Here is a 12551-nt window from a genome sequence, read left to right as displayed (position 1 = left end):
GCGGACGGCAGGCCTCAGAGAGGAGGTCGCTGATGCCGACCTTGAACCTGCCCGACGACCCGAGCCTCGAACACTTGAAGCGCGAGGCCAAGTACCTACTCCGGTCGCTGCGCGCCGATGATCCCGCAGCCGTCGCCCTTGCGACGGAGTTCCACCCAACGGCTGTGGCACGTCTCGCGGATGCCCAGGTGATCGTTGCCCGGCGCTACGGTTTCGCCAGCTGGCCTCGGCTGGTCCGGCATCTGGAACTGGTCGGGCGTTACACGCGATCGCCGCATCGCCAGCCGATCGGTGATCCGACAGCTGCGGCGGAGGACGAATTCCTTCGGCTGGCAACGGTTTACTACGCGGGCGACGATCCGCATCGCCGTACGCTGGCTGCTTCATTGGCCGAGCATGTTGCCCTGAGCAACGTCTACACGATGGCCGCGACCGGTGCGGCCGAGGCGTTGCAGGAGTTGCTCAAGGCAGACCCCTCATCGGCCAACCGGCAAGGCGGTCCGTACGAGTGGGAGCCGCTGCTCTACCTCGCCTACTCCCGTATCGACCGGGGCGATCCGCTGGAGGCCGCTCGCGTGCTCATCGGGTACGGCGCCGATCCGAACGCGGGCTTTCTGTGGCAGGGCCTGCCGTCTCCGTTCACCGCGCTGACCGGGGCCTTCGGGTACGGCGAGGGTGATCCACCGCCGCACGCGAACCGCCTCGAACTCGCCCGCCTACTGCTCGAAGCAGGCGCAGACCCGAACGACAGCCAGACCATGTACAACTGCGGCCCGGGTGGCAACCCTCCGAACGCGGACCACCTGCCGTTGCTGCTCGAGTTCGGCCTCGGCCAGGGCGACGGCGGTCCGTGGCATGCCCGGTTGACGTCTGCGCATCCGACGCCAAGCCAGCTCCTCGAGGACGAACTGGTGTACGCCGCGTCCGCTGGTCTGCTCGACCGGGTCCGGCTGGTGCTCGCCGCTGGGGTGGCTGTCGATGGCCGGGGTACGGCGCACCCGGTCTTTTGCGGGCATAGCGCGTACGAGCTCGCCGAGACGCACGGGCATGACGAGATCGCGCGCCTGCTCCTGAACGCCGGCGCCGCGCCACTGGACGAGGTACACCAGTTGTTCAAGGCAACAATGCGGGCTGATCGCGACGAGGTGGCGCGATTGACCAGGGACAAGGGATTGGCAGCGCGGGCGATCGTGCGCAACCCGTACGTGCCGATCCGGGCGGCCGAGCTCGGACGCGTCGAGGCCTTGCCGATCCTGGTGGAACTGGGCTTCGACCTCAACGTGATGGGCCGGACGACGCCGCTGCACGAGGCGGCGTTTGCCGGCGATCTCGTGACCGCGAAGGCGTTGATAGCGCTCGGCGCCGATCCAACGCTGCGCGACCCGGGTTACGACTCGACGCCGTTGGGCTGGGCTGAGCACAACGGGCAGCAGGCGATGGTCGACTACTTGCGGACGTTGTAGCGGATCTCCAGCATGGTGCAGCCGTCGTCGGTGCGGTACGGGCCATGCGGCATGCCGGGGTGGCGTGCGGCGTACTCGCCTGGTCCGAAGGTCTGGTCGAGCGTGAGGTCGGTGAGAGTGCCTTCGAGTAGGTAGACCTCCTCGAAGTACTCGTGCCGGATCACGCCGTCGGTGGTTGTCCCAGGCGCCCAGCAGGCCAGACGCGTCAGTGTGCCGTCGTCCGGGTCGTGGCTCAGTACACGCTGAGTCACGCCCGGTACGTCGTCTTCGGTCCACGGGACGCTGTCGGCTGGGTAGAACTCGTGCTGAGACTTCACGGGCTTACCGCCAGAAAGAGGAACGAGGCGAAGACCATCAGATGTACGGCTCCTTGGAGGACTGTCGCGCGGCCGGTAGACAGTGTCAGCATGCTCACCACCACGGTCAGTGCGAACAGGACCATCTCCTTGCCGCCTAGACCGAGTACTAGCGGCCCGTCGAGCCAGATCGACGCCACGGCGATCGCTGGGATGGTCAGACCGATACTGGCGAGTGCAGATCCCAGCGCCAGGTTGAGGCTTGTCTGCAGGCGATTACGCAAGGCGGCCCGGACTGCGGCGACGGTCTCGGGCAGTAGCACCAGTAGCGCGATTGCCACGCCGACGACGGCGAGAGGCGCACCGACGGACGCGACGGCCTCTTCCAGCGTGGGCGAGACAGTCTTGGCCAGGCCGACTACCGCGATCAGGCAGAGGAACAAGAGGCCGAGACTGGTCAACGCAACTCTGTCGCTCGGTGCGGGCGCATGCTCCTCCATGTCCTCGCCAACACTTGCAGGGCTCTCCTGTCCGCTCTCGACCTCAGAACCACCTACGCCAGCAGAACCGCCAGGTCCGACAGGACTGCCTGCTTCGAGAGGACCGCTCGCGCCGACTGGACTGCTCTCGCTGACTGGCAGGAAGTAGTCGCGGTGGCGGATGGTCTGCACGAACACGAACACGCCGTACATCACCAGATATGTCACGCCCGCGAAGGCCAGCTGTGCCGAGCTGAACGTCGCCCCCGGCGTACTAGTGGTGAACGTCGGCAACACCAAGCTGAGCGTCACCAGAGCCGTCATAACCGCGAGGGCACTACTGGACGCCCTGATGCGGAAGTCCTGGATGTGATGCCGCAAAGCGCCGACCAGCAGAGCCAACCCGACGATGCCGTTGCACGTGATCATCACGGCAGCGAAGACCGTGTCCCTGGCAAGCGAGGCCGCCTTGTCACCACCCGACGCCATCAACGTGACAATCAGCGCAACCTCGATCACGGTCACCGCGAGAGCGAGGATCAACGTGCCGAACGGTTCGCCAACCTTATGCGCGACCACCTCGGCATGATGCACAGCCGCGACCACCGCGGCACCGAGCCCGGCGCAAACCAGAATCAACAGCACCGGCCCGAGATCGCGCCCCCAGGCAACCGCGAGAACCAGCAAAGCGAGCGGGGGCACGGCCAGACTCCAGCGCGGCAACCCTTGGACGGCAATGGAAGTCATCCCCACCAACAATATCGAGCGCCACCCCCTTTCCCCCACACTTGTTGCCGTTCTCTCAATCCCCGCAACCACCACCTCCCGCGACTGGTCAGGTCAACGACACGTCCGCTCCGGTGATCTGGGGCGCGAGTGGACCCGTCATGACCAGACCACTCGCGGCAGGACGGGGCGTGCAGGCCGGCCGTTCAAGCCGTACGTCGCGCCGTTCGCGTCCGACCGTGGCCAGGGTCAGATGTTGCGGACGCGCAGGTCCACCCGGTGGCCAATTTCGTCCCGATTGGGCGTGTTTCACGCTATCGCGTGGACCAGGCGGTCCGCCCGCGGACACCCGTGCAGCCACAACCGCCGACCGATGCGGCTGAAGCGCTGCACCCGGAACTATTCAGACGTCACCACCTGCGGCAGATGCCTGTGGATAACCGCGACTAGTGCAGAGTCGAAAGCCGTAAACTTAAGTTGGAAGAACAGGCACGCACGAGCTGTCGCAGTTCAGTTGCTGCCCAGCACGCTGATCGGCACCGGGCGGTTCGACGTCTGCACTGGGCGGTTCGACGGCGCTTCGCACAAGTTGGTTGGCGCGGCTTCGGCATAATCCGGTTGGCGCGCGCCTGCGGCAGCGGGGATGCTGGCCGGCATGAAGATTCGCGTAGCCACCGAGGCCGACTGGTCCGCCATCTGGCCCTTCTTCCGGCAGATCGTCACCGAGGGTGAGACCTACGTCTACGATCCGGCGATGTCCGAGGAGACCGCCCGGGCTCGATGGTTGCTACCGGCGCCGGCTCATGTCGTGGTCGCGGTCGATGCCGAGGGCAACATCCTCGGCACCGCCAATATGTACGCCAACCGCGAGGGCAACGGCGCGCACGTCGCTAGCGCGAGCTTCATGGTCGACCCCACTCGGCACGGCCGCGGCACCGGCCGGGCCCTCGGCCAGTACGTGATCGACTGGGCCAAGGCCGAGGGCTTCCGGTCCATCACCTTCAACGCGGTGGTCGAGTCCAACGTCCGCGCTGTCGGCCTGTGGAAATCCCTCGGCTTCGAGGTGGTCGGCACCGTGCCCGAGGGCTTCAACTCCCCAACCCACGGCTACGTCGGCCTCCACGTAATGCACCGCTTCGTCTAGGGAGACGAAGGCAGAACCAAACGAGGTTAGGAGATTGAGGCTAGTTCCTCGGGGGTGAAGGCGCGCAGTACGCAGAACTCGTTGCCCTCGGGGTCGGCCATTACGACCCAGGACGCCTCGTCGTTCTGGCCGACGTCGACGCGCTTGGCGCCGAGCGCCTCGATCCGGGCGACCTCGGCGGCCTGGTCGTCGGGGCGCAGGTCGATGTGCACCCGGTTCTTGATCGTCTTGGTCTCCGGCACTCGCAGGAACAGCATGTCCGGCACAACGCCGTCCTCGCGACTGCCCGCGGCCGGCTCCAGAACGGACTCCTTCTCGTTTTCGAAGGTGATCCGCCACCCCAACAGCTCAGCCCAGAATCGGGCCTGCGCGGCCGGGTCGATGGCGTCGTACAGGACGCACTGAATACGAATGCTCATGCCGCCACCTTGACCGTCCCAGGGGTCCCGGGTCCAACCGATTTCTGCTTGGATCGACGGCATGAACCCGGAGCCCACCGCCCGCCGGATGTGGCGGGTACTCGAGCCGTTGCACGCGATCACCTACTTCGCCCCGGAGACCCGTCAGGCCACCGACGCGCTCGGGCTCAAGGGCGGATGGATGAGTTACTTCGCCTGCCGGGCGGCGCCACTTGGCGCGGTTGGGCCGGAGTTGGTGGCGGCGATCTTCTACAGCTTCCACCCGTCGATGGTGGCTCGGGCGATTCCTGCTGCCTGGGAGTTCGCGACGCCCGCACAGTTGTTGGAGGCACGCCTGGAGGCGGTCGACAATGCCGTACGGCGGTTGCTGCCGACCGTCGAATCGTTGGAGCGGGCGGCTGAGGTGGCGAGGCAGGCTGCGGAGTTGGCGCCGGTCGATGGGCGGCCGTTGGCGGCGGCGAACGCGGCTCTCGATTGGCCGGACGAGCCGCATCTGGCTCTCTGGCATGCGACCACGATCCTGCGCGAATCCCGTGGTGACGGGCATGTCGCGGCCCTGGTTACGGCCGGGCTGACTCCGGCGCAGGCGTGTCTGACGATCTCTGCCGCGGGTGGGCCGTCGAAGGAGGTCTTCCAGCTCAATCGCCGGTGGAGCGACGATGAGTGGGCGGATGCCGCCGAGCGACTCCGTGAGCGCGGGCTACTCGACGCCGACGGCCAACTGACGCCGGCCGGGATCGCCGTACGCCAGGAAGTCGAAGCCACCACCGACCGGCTGGCCGATCAGACCTGGCAGGCGCTCGGCCCCGAGCTGACCGATGAACTCGACCGGCTGGTGCGGCCGATCAGCCGCCGGATCATGGCGTCCGGCCTGGTCCCGGACGACAACCCGATGGCGATGCGCTGGGACCCGTCCGAGATCTCAGCGAACCCGGCCGACGTCTCAGCGAACCCGTCGGAGACCTGAGCGGACCCGGCCGAGATGTCGGCGGGTCCGGCCGAGACTTCAACGGCTGGGGGTTGACGGCTTGAAGGTTACGTAGAGCAGGGCTACGCCGAGGCCGGCGAGGATGGGGCCGATGATCGCCCAGAAGGATTGGCCGGTCATCGAGCTGCCGTCGAGGTAGCCGAGGCCTTGTAACGTCCAGACGACTCCGGCGACGGTCATCAGCAATCCGAGCGCGCCGAGCACGGCCTTCTTCATGAATCTCCTTCAGCATTGCGATCCTCGCCGGACTCGAGCCGGTCCGCGATGAGCCTCAGTGTGCGGGACAGGTCGGTACCAGTCGGCGCCTGGTCCGGATCGGCCAGCCACAAGCCGACCATTCCGAGCATCATCATCTGGTAGAACGCGCCGATCCGCTGGACCTCCTCCGGATCCGCCCCGGCCTCGAGCGGACCGAAGAGCTCGGCCAGCCCCTCCCGCGCGTCCGCCTGCAGCCCACCGAGCGAGGCCAGCACATCCGGCAGGTGATCAGCCTGGCTGAGGATCTCGAACTGGGTCAGCCACAACGACCGGCTGGCCGGCAACGACTCGATCGCCTGCGCCCACGCCTGCTCAAACCGCTCCCGCGCCGAAGCCTCCGGCTGCGAAACCGGCGAAACCGGCGAGCCCGGCGCAGCGGCCGCGACCTCCGGGCCAGGGATCGTCTCCGCCGAAACCTGGTCGCCCCACTCCTCCATCGCCTCGCGCAGCGCTTCCTTCATCAGCGCCTCCTTCGAGCCGAAGTGGTAACCAATCGCCGCCAGGCTGACCCCCGCCGCCGAGGCGATGTCGCGCGCGGTCGTCCGGGTGAAGCCCTTCTCCCGCAGGCAGGACTTGGCCCCCTCGATCAGTGCTTCGCGATTTCCCATGGTCCGAGCATAACCCGACCTCGCACGAACGTCTTGCACACATGTCTAAGACTGACGTACAGTCCTCACATCAGCCCAAATCGCTCACTCTGGGAGTACGAAATGACCAAGTCCGTCCTCATCTCCGGCGCCAGCGTTGCCGGTCCCGCGCTCGCCTTCTGGCTCACCAAGTACGGCTTCACCACGACGATCGTCGAGCGGGCCGACGAGCTCCGCGACGGCGGCTACAAGGTCGATATCCGTGGTGCGGCCGTGACCGTGATCGAGCGAATGGGCCTCCTCGACGACGTACGCCGGCTGCACACCGACATCCAGGACGCGTCGTACGTCGACGACGACGGCGTCAAGCGCGCAGAACTCGACGGCGACCTCTTCGGCGGACGTACCGGCGAGGACGTCGAGCTGATGCGGGGAGACCTCGGCCGACTGCTATACGACGCGACCGCCGGCTCGACCGAGTACCTCTTCGGCGACCACATCACCGGGCTCACCGAGACCCCGGACGGCGTGGATGTCGAGTTCGCGAGCGGGCTGCAGCGACGGTTCGACCTGGTCGTCGGCGCTGACGGCCTGCACTCCGGCGTACGGGCACTCACCTTCGGCGCGGAGGAGCAGTTCATCAAGCACCTCGGTGCCTACGTGGCCATCTTCAGTACGCCGAACCACCTCGGGCTCGACCGGGCCGAGCTGCTGCACCTGGACGTCGACCGGATCACCAACGTCTACAGCACGGCCGGCGCCTCGAACGCCCGCGCCTTCTTCATGTTCGGCTCCGAGCCGATCGCGTACGAGCGTGGCCAGTCACTCAACGTGCTGCGCGAGGCCTTCGCCGGTGCGCGTTGGGAGAACCCGCGCCTCCTCGACTCGGCGGCCGAGGCGCCGGACTTCTACTTCGACTCGTTGTCCGTGGTCGAGATGAGCCGTTGGTCCAAGGGCCGGATCACGCTCGTCGGCGACGCAGCGTACTGCGCCTCACCCGCGTCGGGTCAGGGCACGAGCCTCGCCTTGGTCGGCGCGTACGTCCTGGCGGGCGAGTTGGCCGGCGCCGAGTTCGACGATGCGTTCGCGGCGTACGAGCGGGAGATGCGGGAGTTCGTAGCGAAGAACCAGCAGCTCGGCCGGGCGAACGCGAAGCGCATGCTGCCGAAGTCGCGCGGCGCGATCCGCTTCCACCTCGGCTTCCTGCGGGCGCTGCCGCACCTCCCGGGCAAACGCCTGATCTCGAACGCGATCCTGAAGTCGATCCACGGTCCGGCCAATGCCATCTCGCTGAAGCACTACTAGGACAGACCGTTCGCGGCAGCTTGACGAACCGCCGTGGTGAGGGCGTCGAGGACCCGTGACTCGAGCTTCCAGTGCTGCCAATACAGCGGTACGTCGACAGGCCGGCCGCCGTCGATCTTCACCAGGCCGCCGCGTTCGAGGTAGTAGCTCTCGGCCATCCCCCAGCCAAGGCCGGCCCGGATCGCCTCGATATAAGGCCCGGTCGACGGCACGTAGTGCGCGGGTGGATCCAACCGCCGCCGGCTGACCGACCGCAGGAAACGATGTTGCAGGGTGTCCTTGCGGTTGAACACGATCATCGGCGCCTCGGCCAGCGCCTCTGCCAGCGGCCTTCCCGCAAACCACTTTTCGACGTACGCCGGAGCCGCGACGGCGTGATACCGCATCTTGCCGAGTCGTTGCACCCGGCAACCTTGCACCGCCTGCGGATCAGCCGTCACCGCGGCCAGCACGGTCCCATCGCGGAGCAACTCGGCCGAATGGTCCTGGTCCTCCGCGCGCAGATCGAAGTACACCGCCATCTCCGCGGGCAGCGCCGTCAGCGCCGGGAGGAACCAGCCCGCGAGCGAATCGGCGTTCACCGCGATCGGCACCCGCTCGCCATCGGCCGCACCACGGACCGTCGCGAGGGCCTCGGTCTCCAGCAACGACACCTGCCGGGCCAGCCGGATCAGCGCCTGCCCGGCCTCGGTCGCCGTACACGGCTTGGTCCGGCGAACCAGCACCTGGCCGATCCCGCTCTCCAGCGCCTTCATCCGCTGACTGACCGCACTCGGCGTGACGTTGAGCCGGCGCGCGGCGGCGTCGAAACTGCCCTCTTCGATGATCGCGGCAAACGTCGCGAGCTGTCCGGAGTCGATCTGCATGATTAAGCCAGGCTAATGCACCTTGAGAATCTTTAGCTGGTTTCGCTATCGAGTCAGCCTTACCGTCGAACCATGTCCCTGGTCACCGGCTTCGCCATGTCTTTGTCCATGATCATCGCCATCGGTGCCCAGAACGCCTTCGTCCTCCGCCAGGGTCTGCGCCGCGAACACGTGCTGCCGGTCGTTCTCATCTGCGCGGTGTCGGACGCCCTGCTCATCTCGGGCGGTATCGCCGGCCTCGGCGCCCTCATCACCGGGCATCCGACCGCCCTCATGATCACCAAGTACGCCGGCGCCGCCTTCCTCCTCGGATACGCCGTCGTCGCCGCCCGCCGCGCGCTCCACCCCGCCACCCTCAAGCCGTCCGACAACGCGCCGACCGCCCTGCGCCGCGCGCTCCTGACCTGCCTGGCCTTCACGTACCTCAACCCGCACGTCTACCTCGACACCGTCGTACTCCTCGGCGCCCTCGCCAACCAGCAAGGCGAAACCGGCCGCTGGTACTACGGCCTAGGCGCCGTCTGCGCCAGCTTCACCTGGTTCTTCACCCTCGGCTACCTAGCCCGCCGCCTCACCCCACTCTTCGCCAAACCCCGCGCCTGGCAACTCCTCGACACCGCCATAGCCCTCATCATGACCACCATCGCCCTCACCCTCCTCACCTCCTGAATCCCTTTCCCACTGGGCGAAACTGTCGGTGCCGTCCGCGATGCTGATACCCTGGTCTCAACACGGCCAGCCCCTCTGCCCCTCGTGGGCACGGGCTGGTTTTCATTTCCCCGGGGGCAACCGTGGCTACCTATTCCAAGCCGCATCTCACGTTCGACCGGCAGCTCGACCTGCTCGAAAGCCGCGGTATGCGGGTTCACGACCGGCAGTTCGCCGAACACACGCTCGGCGTAGTCGGCTACTACCGACTAAGCGGCTACTGGTAGCCGTACCGACAACAGCTCGCGGGTTCGGCGGATCGGTTCGTCGACGGCACCGCGTTCGATCAAGTCGTTCGCCTCTACCAGGCTGATCGGAAACTCAAGCTGTTGCTGCTCGATGCGATCGAGCGGATCGAGATCGCCGTTCGTCTCAGAGTCGGTTACACGTTGGGACGCCGCGGCGCCTTCGCCCACCTGGATCCAACGAACCTGGACGGTCGTTTCGTCCGGCGGGACCGCACCGGTCGAAGTACCTATTCCGCCTGGCTCGACAAGGTCCTCCAAGCTCAGCGACGCTCCAGCGAGGACTTCGTCAGGCACTTCCGCACGAAATACAACGACCAACTGCCAGTCTGGGTGGCAACCGAGATCATGGACTTTGGGTCTCTCGCATATCTCTATAGCGGTCTGCGGGCGCCTGACCGCGATGAGGTTGCGGCCGATCTGAATGTCCGACCAGCTCGCACCAAGCCACCTGACGTCGATCGAGCCTCTTCGCCACCTGGGTGGCAGCCCCTCGGCTGCCCACTTTCGCGTCTACTCGGTGTTGTGCGTGCTGGCCTTCCTGCTGTCGACGGTGGCGTCGGACACGGATTGGCCGACCGCGGTCAGAACCGTGCTCGCCGACGTGGTGTGCGCAGACCGAGAGTTGTCCGAGATGGGATTTCCCGCCGATTGGGCCGATCACGCCCCTTGGCAGTCTCCGTGAGCAGGGCCGGATGTGCGCCTCGGCTTCTCGCGGCTAGTTGGTAGCGGTCCATGTGGATTTGGGGAGGGTCATTTGGTTGGCGGACCAGGGGTGTCCGTTTACCCGTTCTACGTTGGGGATTACGTGGTCGCAGGTGAAGCCGAGGCGTTCGTAGAGGCGGATTGCGCTGGTGTTGTGGGCGAATACGCCTAGGTCGATACGGTCCAGGGCCAGGTCGGTGAAGGCGGTGGTGAGGACTTGGTCGAGCATTGCGAGGGCGTAGCCGCGGCCGCGGGCTGTTGGTGCTACCAGGACTCGGCCGAGGCGGGCGGTTGGGTGGGCTGGGTCGAGTCGTAAGGACGCGTGGCCGATCGGCTCGGCGGTGGCTGGGGCTTGGGCCGTCCAGGTACGTCGGAGTCCGGTTGCGGATTCGGCGGCGTAGGCGGCGAGCTGTGGGGGGTCAAGCGGCCAGGTGAAGGTTGGGCCCGCCCACATCAGCAGCTCGGTCGGGTTGGCGATCCAGGCTGCGAGCAGCTGGCCGTCGGCCGGGGTGAACTCGCGTAGCTCGACCATGAGCCAGACCGTATCGCAGCATCGGATGGAACTTGTCGCGGCTAAGTTGACGTAGGTGGACGTGACGGTGCTTTGTGATGGGGTGGCGGTTTTTCCGGAGGACATCGAGGTGTTGCCGGGATGGGGGCCGGAGCAGGACGAGTGGACCCGGAGAGTGATGCCCGGGAATGTGGCTGCCAACGGTGGATGGTGGTTGCACTTCCACAGTTATCTGTTGACGGATGAGCGCGGGGCGACGCTGGTCGATACCGGGATCGGGCCCGCGGGTGGTGCGGCGGCGGAGTGGCTTGGGACGGCTGGGCGATTGCCTTCGCTGCTGGAACAGGCCGGCGTGAGTGCCACCGAGATCGACACCGTGATCCTGACGCACGTGCATCTCGATCACACCGGCTGGAATACCGATGGCGTGGCGCCGCGATTCCCGCAGGCGACGTACGTCGTGCAGCAGGCGGAGTTCGACCACGTCACGGCCGGGCCCAACCCGACGTACGAGCGGCAGTTGCGGCCGATCGTCGAGACGGGACGGCTTCGCATCGTCGACGGGAAGACCCGGCTCGGTAAGGGGATCGAGGTGGTGCCGGCGCCGGGGCATACGCCCGGGCATCAGGTGGTGGTGACGCCGCGGGCGGTGCTCGGCGGGGACGTGCTGGTTCATCCCGCGCAGGCGCAGTGGCCTGAGCTGCTGTACGTCTACGAGCGAGAGCCCGAGGTGGCGATCGCCAGTCGCCGGGAAGTGCTCGAGTTGGCGAAGGCCCTCGGCGTACCGATAGCGGCCGCGCATCCGCACACCCCGCTCGACGTCACGTCGTACGGGGTGAAGGGTCGAGGAACAGCGGGCACGGGGCGTGGCCTGTGCCCGAGTCAGCGGATCTAGGCCTTCTTCTGGCGGGAGAGCGCGACGCCTGCCAGGCAGAGCGCGCCACCAACGAAGGCCAGCGGTGCGGGGACCTCGTCGAGCAGGAGCCAGGCGAAGGCGATCGCGATCGGGGGCACGAGGTACGTCGTGGCGCCCATCCGGCCGGCGCTGGTCCGTGCCAGCGCGTACGCCCACGTGGTGAACGCGAGCGCCGTCGGGAAGGCGCCAAGGAAGATGACCCACCAGATGCTCGACGCCTTCGCGGCCGAGGCCTCGCGTACCAAGGCGGGCGCGAACGGCAGGCACGCCACGGCCCCGATCGTGCAGGCCAACCAAGTCACCTGGAGTGCGGGCAGCCGGCCGAGCAGCGGCTTTTGGGCGACGACTCCGATGGCGTACGCGATGGCCGCGATGATGCAGAGGATGACACCCCAGGTCTCGGCGCGACCGGTGGAGGACGACGTACCGATCAAGAGCACGCCCGCGAAGGCGACGGCGCTGCCGATGACCAGTTGGCGCGGGAAGCCCTCCTTCAGCAGTACGCCGGCGAGCAGAGCGATGAGTAGTGGGCCGATGTTGACGAGCATGGCGGCAGTACCCGCATCGAGGCGTTGCTCGGCGGCGTTCAACGCGACGTTGTAGACGCCGAACCAGAGCAGCCCGCACGCCAGCAAGGGCGCCCAATCCCGCTTAAGCGGCCGCCGCTGCAGCACCGATGTCGCCGATGACGGCCGGCGGATCAGCAGGAACGCGCCGAGGATGGCGCTGCCGACGAGCAGGCGGCCGAGGGAGAGGGCGCCGGCCGAGAACTCGTGGCCGACGTGCCGGATCGCGACGAAGGCCGAGGCCCAGAGCACCACCGTGATGAGGGCGGCACCGGTGGCGAGCATGCCGGTACGGGCCGTGGTCGGTTCCTGCGTCAGCGTCATGTGCCGACCGTATGACCTGGATACTTCGGCCGACACCGAATAATC

Annotated in this window: 17 protein-coding genes and 1 pseudogene; 9 read left to right on the top strand and 9 right to left on the bottom strand. The window is 67.0% G+C overall.

The genetic code is table 11. The features are described from left to right. The first annotated feature begins 32 nt into the window (after positions 1 to 32). Positions 33 to 1463 (top strand): ankyrin repeat domain-containing protein, encoded by a 1431-nt coding sequence (locus OG394_RS27150; RefSeq protein WP_328989921.1) that lies wholly within the window; start codon positions 33 to 35, stop codon positions 1461 to 1463. On the opposite strand, the gene OG394_RS27145 is transcribed toward OG394_RS27150, so the two are convergent. The 3 genes from OG394_RS27145 to OG394_RS27135 all read right to left on the bottom strand — a co-directional run bounded on the left by OG394_RS27145 (position 1445) and on the right by OG394_RS27135 (position 3621). After that, a complete protein-coding gene (locus OG394_RS27145; RefSeq protein WP_328989920.1) occupies positions 1445 to 1780 on the bottom strand; it encodes a cupin domain-containing protein in 336 nt (111 codons plus the stop codon). The genes OG394_RS27150 and OG394_RS27145 overlap by 19 nt on opposite strands. Beyond that, on the bottom strand, positions 1777 to 2985 hold the full coding sequence (locus tag OG394_RS27140; RefSeq protein ID WP_328989918.1) for a calcium:proton antiporter: 1209 nt from the start codon (positions 2983 to 2985) through the stop codon (positions 1777 to 1779). Before OG394_RS27140 ends, OG394_RS27145 begins: the two co-directional genes overlap by 4 nt. Before the next feature lie 489 nt (positions 2986 to 3474). Beyond that, positions 3475 to 3621 carry a hypothetical protein gene (locus OG394_RS27135; RefSeq protein ID WP_328989917.1) on the bottom strand — a complete coding sequence of 49 codons (147 nt, stop codon included), beginning with the start codon at positions 3619 to 3621 and terminating at the stop codon, positions 3475 to 3477. Here OG394_RS27135 and OG394_RS27130 point away from each other — a divergent pair. Then, positions 3620 to 4108: a GNAT family N-acetyltransferase gene (locus OG394_RS27130; RefSeq protein ID WP_328989916.1), complete on the top strand. Its 489-nt coding sequence runs from the start codon at positions 3620 to 3622 to the stop codon at positions 4106 to 4108. The genes OG394_RS27135 and OG394_RS27130 overlap by 2 nt on opposite strands. Before the next feature lie 26 nt (positions 4109 to 4134). On the opposite strand, the gene OG394_RS27125 is transcribed toward OG394_RS27130, so the two are convergent. Continuing rightward, positions 4135 to 4527 carry a VOC family protein gene (locus OG394_RS27125; protein ID WP_328989915.1) on the bottom strand — a complete coding sequence of 131 codons (393 nt, stop codon included), beginning with the start codon at positions 4525 to 4527 and terminating at the stop codon, positions 4135 to 4137. A gap of 61 nt (positions 4528 to 4588) precedes the next feature. On the opposite strand from OG394_RS27125, the gene OG394_RS27120 reads away from it, so the two are divergent. Continuing rightward, positions 4589 to 5494 carry an SCO6745 family protein gene (locus tag OG394_RS27120; RefSeq protein ID WP_328989914.1) on the top strand — a complete coding sequence of 302 codons (906 nt, stop codon included), beginning with the start codon at positions 4589 to 4591 and terminating at the stop codon, positions 5492 to 5494. A gap of 39 nt (positions 5495 to 5533) precedes the next feature. Here the strand turns inward: OG394_RS27120 and OG394_RS27115 are convergent, their stop codons facing one another. Both OG394_RS27115 and OG394_RS27110 read right to left on the bottom strand, forming a co-directional pair. Continuing rightward, positions 5534 to 5731, bottom strand: a complete 198-nt coding sequence (locus OG394_RS27115) for a hypothetical protein (RefSeq protein ID WP_328989913.1) — start codon at positions 5729 to 5731, stop codon at positions 5534 to 5536. After that, complete coding sequence (locus OG394_RS27110; RefSeq protein WP_328989912.1) at positions 5728 to 6381, bottom strand: TetR/AcrR family transcriptional regulator; 654 nt, start codon at positions 6379 to 6381, stop codon at positions 5728 to 5730. Before OG394_RS27110 ends, OG394_RS27115 begins: the two co-directional genes overlap by 4 nt. A gap of 102 nt (positions 6382 to 6483) precedes the next feature. On the opposite strand from OG394_RS27110, the gene OG394_RS27105 reads away from it, so the two are divergent. Continuing rightward, the gene (locus OG394_RS27105) at positions 6484 to 7665 is read left to right on the top strand and encodes an FAD-dependent monooxygenase (protein ID WP_328989910.1); all 1182 of its coding nucleotides are present in this window, start codon (positions 6484 to 6486) and stop codon (positions 7663 to 7665) included. On the opposite strand, the gene OG394_RS27100 is transcribed toward OG394_RS27105, so the two are convergent. Further along, positions 7662 to 8531 (bottom strand): LysR family transcriptional regulator ArgP, encoded by an 870-nt coding sequence (locus OG394_RS27100; protein WP_328989909.1) that lies wholly within the window; start codon positions 8529 to 8531, stop codon positions 7662 to 7664. The two genes, OG394_RS27105 and OG394_RS27100, sit on opposite strands and share 4 nt — an antisense overlap. A 72-nt stretch (positions 8532 to 8603) precedes the next feature. On the opposite strand from OG394_RS27100, the gene OG394_RS27095 reads away from it, so the two are divergent. From OG394_RS27095 to OG394_RS27080, 4 genes and pseudogenes are all read left to right on the top strand, one after another. Further along, the gene (locus tag OG394_RS27095; RefSeq protein WP_328989908.1) at positions 8604 to 9200 is read left to right on the top strand and encodes a LysE/ArgO family amino acid transporter; all 597 of its coding nucleotides are present in this window, start codon (positions 8604 to 8606) and stop codon (positions 9198 to 9200) included. 122 nt (positions 9201 to 9322) lie between these two features. Continuing rightward, complete coding sequence (locus OG394_RS27090) at positions 9323 to 9466, top strand: hypothetical protein (protein ID WP_328989907.1); 144 nt, start codon at positions 9323 to 9325, stop codon at positions 9464 to 9466. A gap of 63 nt (positions 9467 to 9529) precedes the next feature. Then, positions 9530 to 9853 (top strand): annotated as a pseudogene (locus tag OG394_RS40145) (Abi family protein); the annotation flags it as partial. A 55-nt stretch (positions 9854 to 9908) separates the two neighbouring features. Next, on the top strand, positions 9909 to 10169 hold the full coding sequence (locus OG394_RS27080) for a hypothetical protein (protein ID WP_328989905.1): 261 nt from the start codon (positions 9909 to 9911) through the stop codon (positions 10167 to 10169). 33 nt (positions 10170 to 10202) lie between these two features. On the opposite strand, the gene OG394_RS27075 is transcribed toward OG394_RS27080, so the two are convergent. Continuing rightward, positions 10203 to 10721 carry a GNAT family N-acetyltransferase gene (locus OG394_RS27075; protein WP_328989904.1) on the bottom strand — a complete coding sequence of 173 codons (519 nt, stop codon included), beginning with the start codon at positions 10719 to 10721 and terminating at the stop codon, positions 10203 to 10205. A gap of 214 nt (positions 10722 to 10935) precedes the next feature. Between OG394_RS27075 and OG394_RS27070 the strand changes: the two genes are divergently transcribed. Next, positions 10936 to 11595 carry an MBL fold metallo-hydrolase gene (locus tag OG394_RS27070; RefSeq protein ID WP_328989903.1) on the top strand — a complete coding sequence of 220 codons (660 nt, stop codon included), beginning with the start codon at positions 10936 to 10938 and terminating at the stop codon, positions 11593 to 11595. Here the strand turns inward: OG394_RS27070 and OG394_RS27065 are convergent. Beyond that, positions 11592 to 12506 (bottom strand): DMT family transporter, encoded by a 915-nt coding sequence (locus OG394_RS27065; RefSeq protein WP_328989902.1) that lies wholly within the window; start codon positions 12504 to 12506, stop codon positions 11592 to 11594. The two genes, OG394_RS27070 and OG394_RS27065, sit on opposite strands and share 4 nt — an antisense overlap. Positions 12507 to 12551 lie beyond the last annotated feature (45 nt).

The sequence above is a fragment of the Kribbella sp. NBC_01245 genome, assembly GCF_036226525.1.
GTDB lineage: Bacteria > Actinomycetota > Actinomycetes > Propionibacteriales > Kribbellaceae > Kribbella.
Note: the sequence above shows the minus strand (reverse complement) of the source record. Positions and strands in the feature narration are given on the sequence as shown.

Excerpts from the sequence above, each read along its gene's own strand:
- OG394_RS27150 (WP_328989921.1), top strand. The coding sequence starts at position 33 with ATGCCGACCTTGAACCTGCCCGACGACCCGAGCCTCGAACACTTGAAG.
- OG394_RS27140 (WP_328989918.1), bottom strand. The coding sequence starts at position 2,985 with ATGACTTCCATTGCCGTCCAAGGGTTGCCGCGCTGGAGTCTGGCCGTG.
- OG394_RS27130 (WP_328989916.1), top strand. The coding sequence starts at position 3,620 with ATGAAGATTCGCGTAGCCACCGAGGCCGACTGGTCCGCCATCTGGCCC.
- OG394_RS27135 (WP_328989917.1), bottom strand. The coding sequence starts at position 3,621 with ATGCCGGCCAGCATCCCCGCTGCCGCAGGCGCGCGCCAACCGGATTAT.
- OG394_RS27125 (WP_328989915.1), bottom strand. The coding sequence starts at position 4,527 with ATGAGCATTCGTATTCAGTGCGTCCTGTACGACGCCATCGACCCGGCC.
- OG394_RS27120 (WP_328989914.1), top strand. The coding sequence starts at position 4,589 with ATGAACCCGGAGCCCACCGCCCGCCGGATGTGGCGGGTACTCGAGCCG.
- OG394_RS27115 (WP_328989913.1), bottom strand. The coding sequence starts at position 5,731 with ATGAAGAAGGCCGTGCTCGGCGCGCTCGGATTGCTGATGACCGTCGCC.
- OG394_RS27110 (WP_328989912.1), bottom strand. The coding sequence starts at position 6,381 with ATGGGAAATCGCGAAGCACTGATCGAGGGGGCCAAGTCCTGCCTGCGG.
- OG394_RS27105 (WP_328989910.1), top strand. The coding sequence starts at position 6,484 with ATGACCAAGTCCGTCCTCATCTCCGGCGCCAGCGTTGCCGGTCCCGCG.
- OG394_RS27100 (WP_328989909.1), bottom strand. The coding sequence starts at position 8,531 with ATGCAGATCGACTCCGGACAGCTCGCGACGTTTGCCGCGATCATCGAA.
- OG394_RS27095 (WP_328989908.1), top strand. The coding sequence starts at position 8,604 with ATGTCCCTGGTCACCGGCTTCGCCATGTCTTTGTCCATGATCATCGCC.
- OG394_RS27080 (WP_328989905.1), top strand. The coding sequence starts at position 9,909 with ATGTCCGACCAGCTCGCACCAAGCCACCTGACGTCGATCGAGCCTCTT.
- OG394_RS27075 (WP_328989904.1), bottom strand. The coding sequence starts at position 10,721 with ATGGTCGAGCTACGCGAGTTCACCCCGGCCGACGGCCAGCTGCTCGCA.
- OG394_RS27065 (WP_328989902.1), bottom strand. The coding sequence starts at position 12,506 with ATGACGCTGACGCAGGAACCGACCACGGCCCGTACCGGCATGCTCGCC.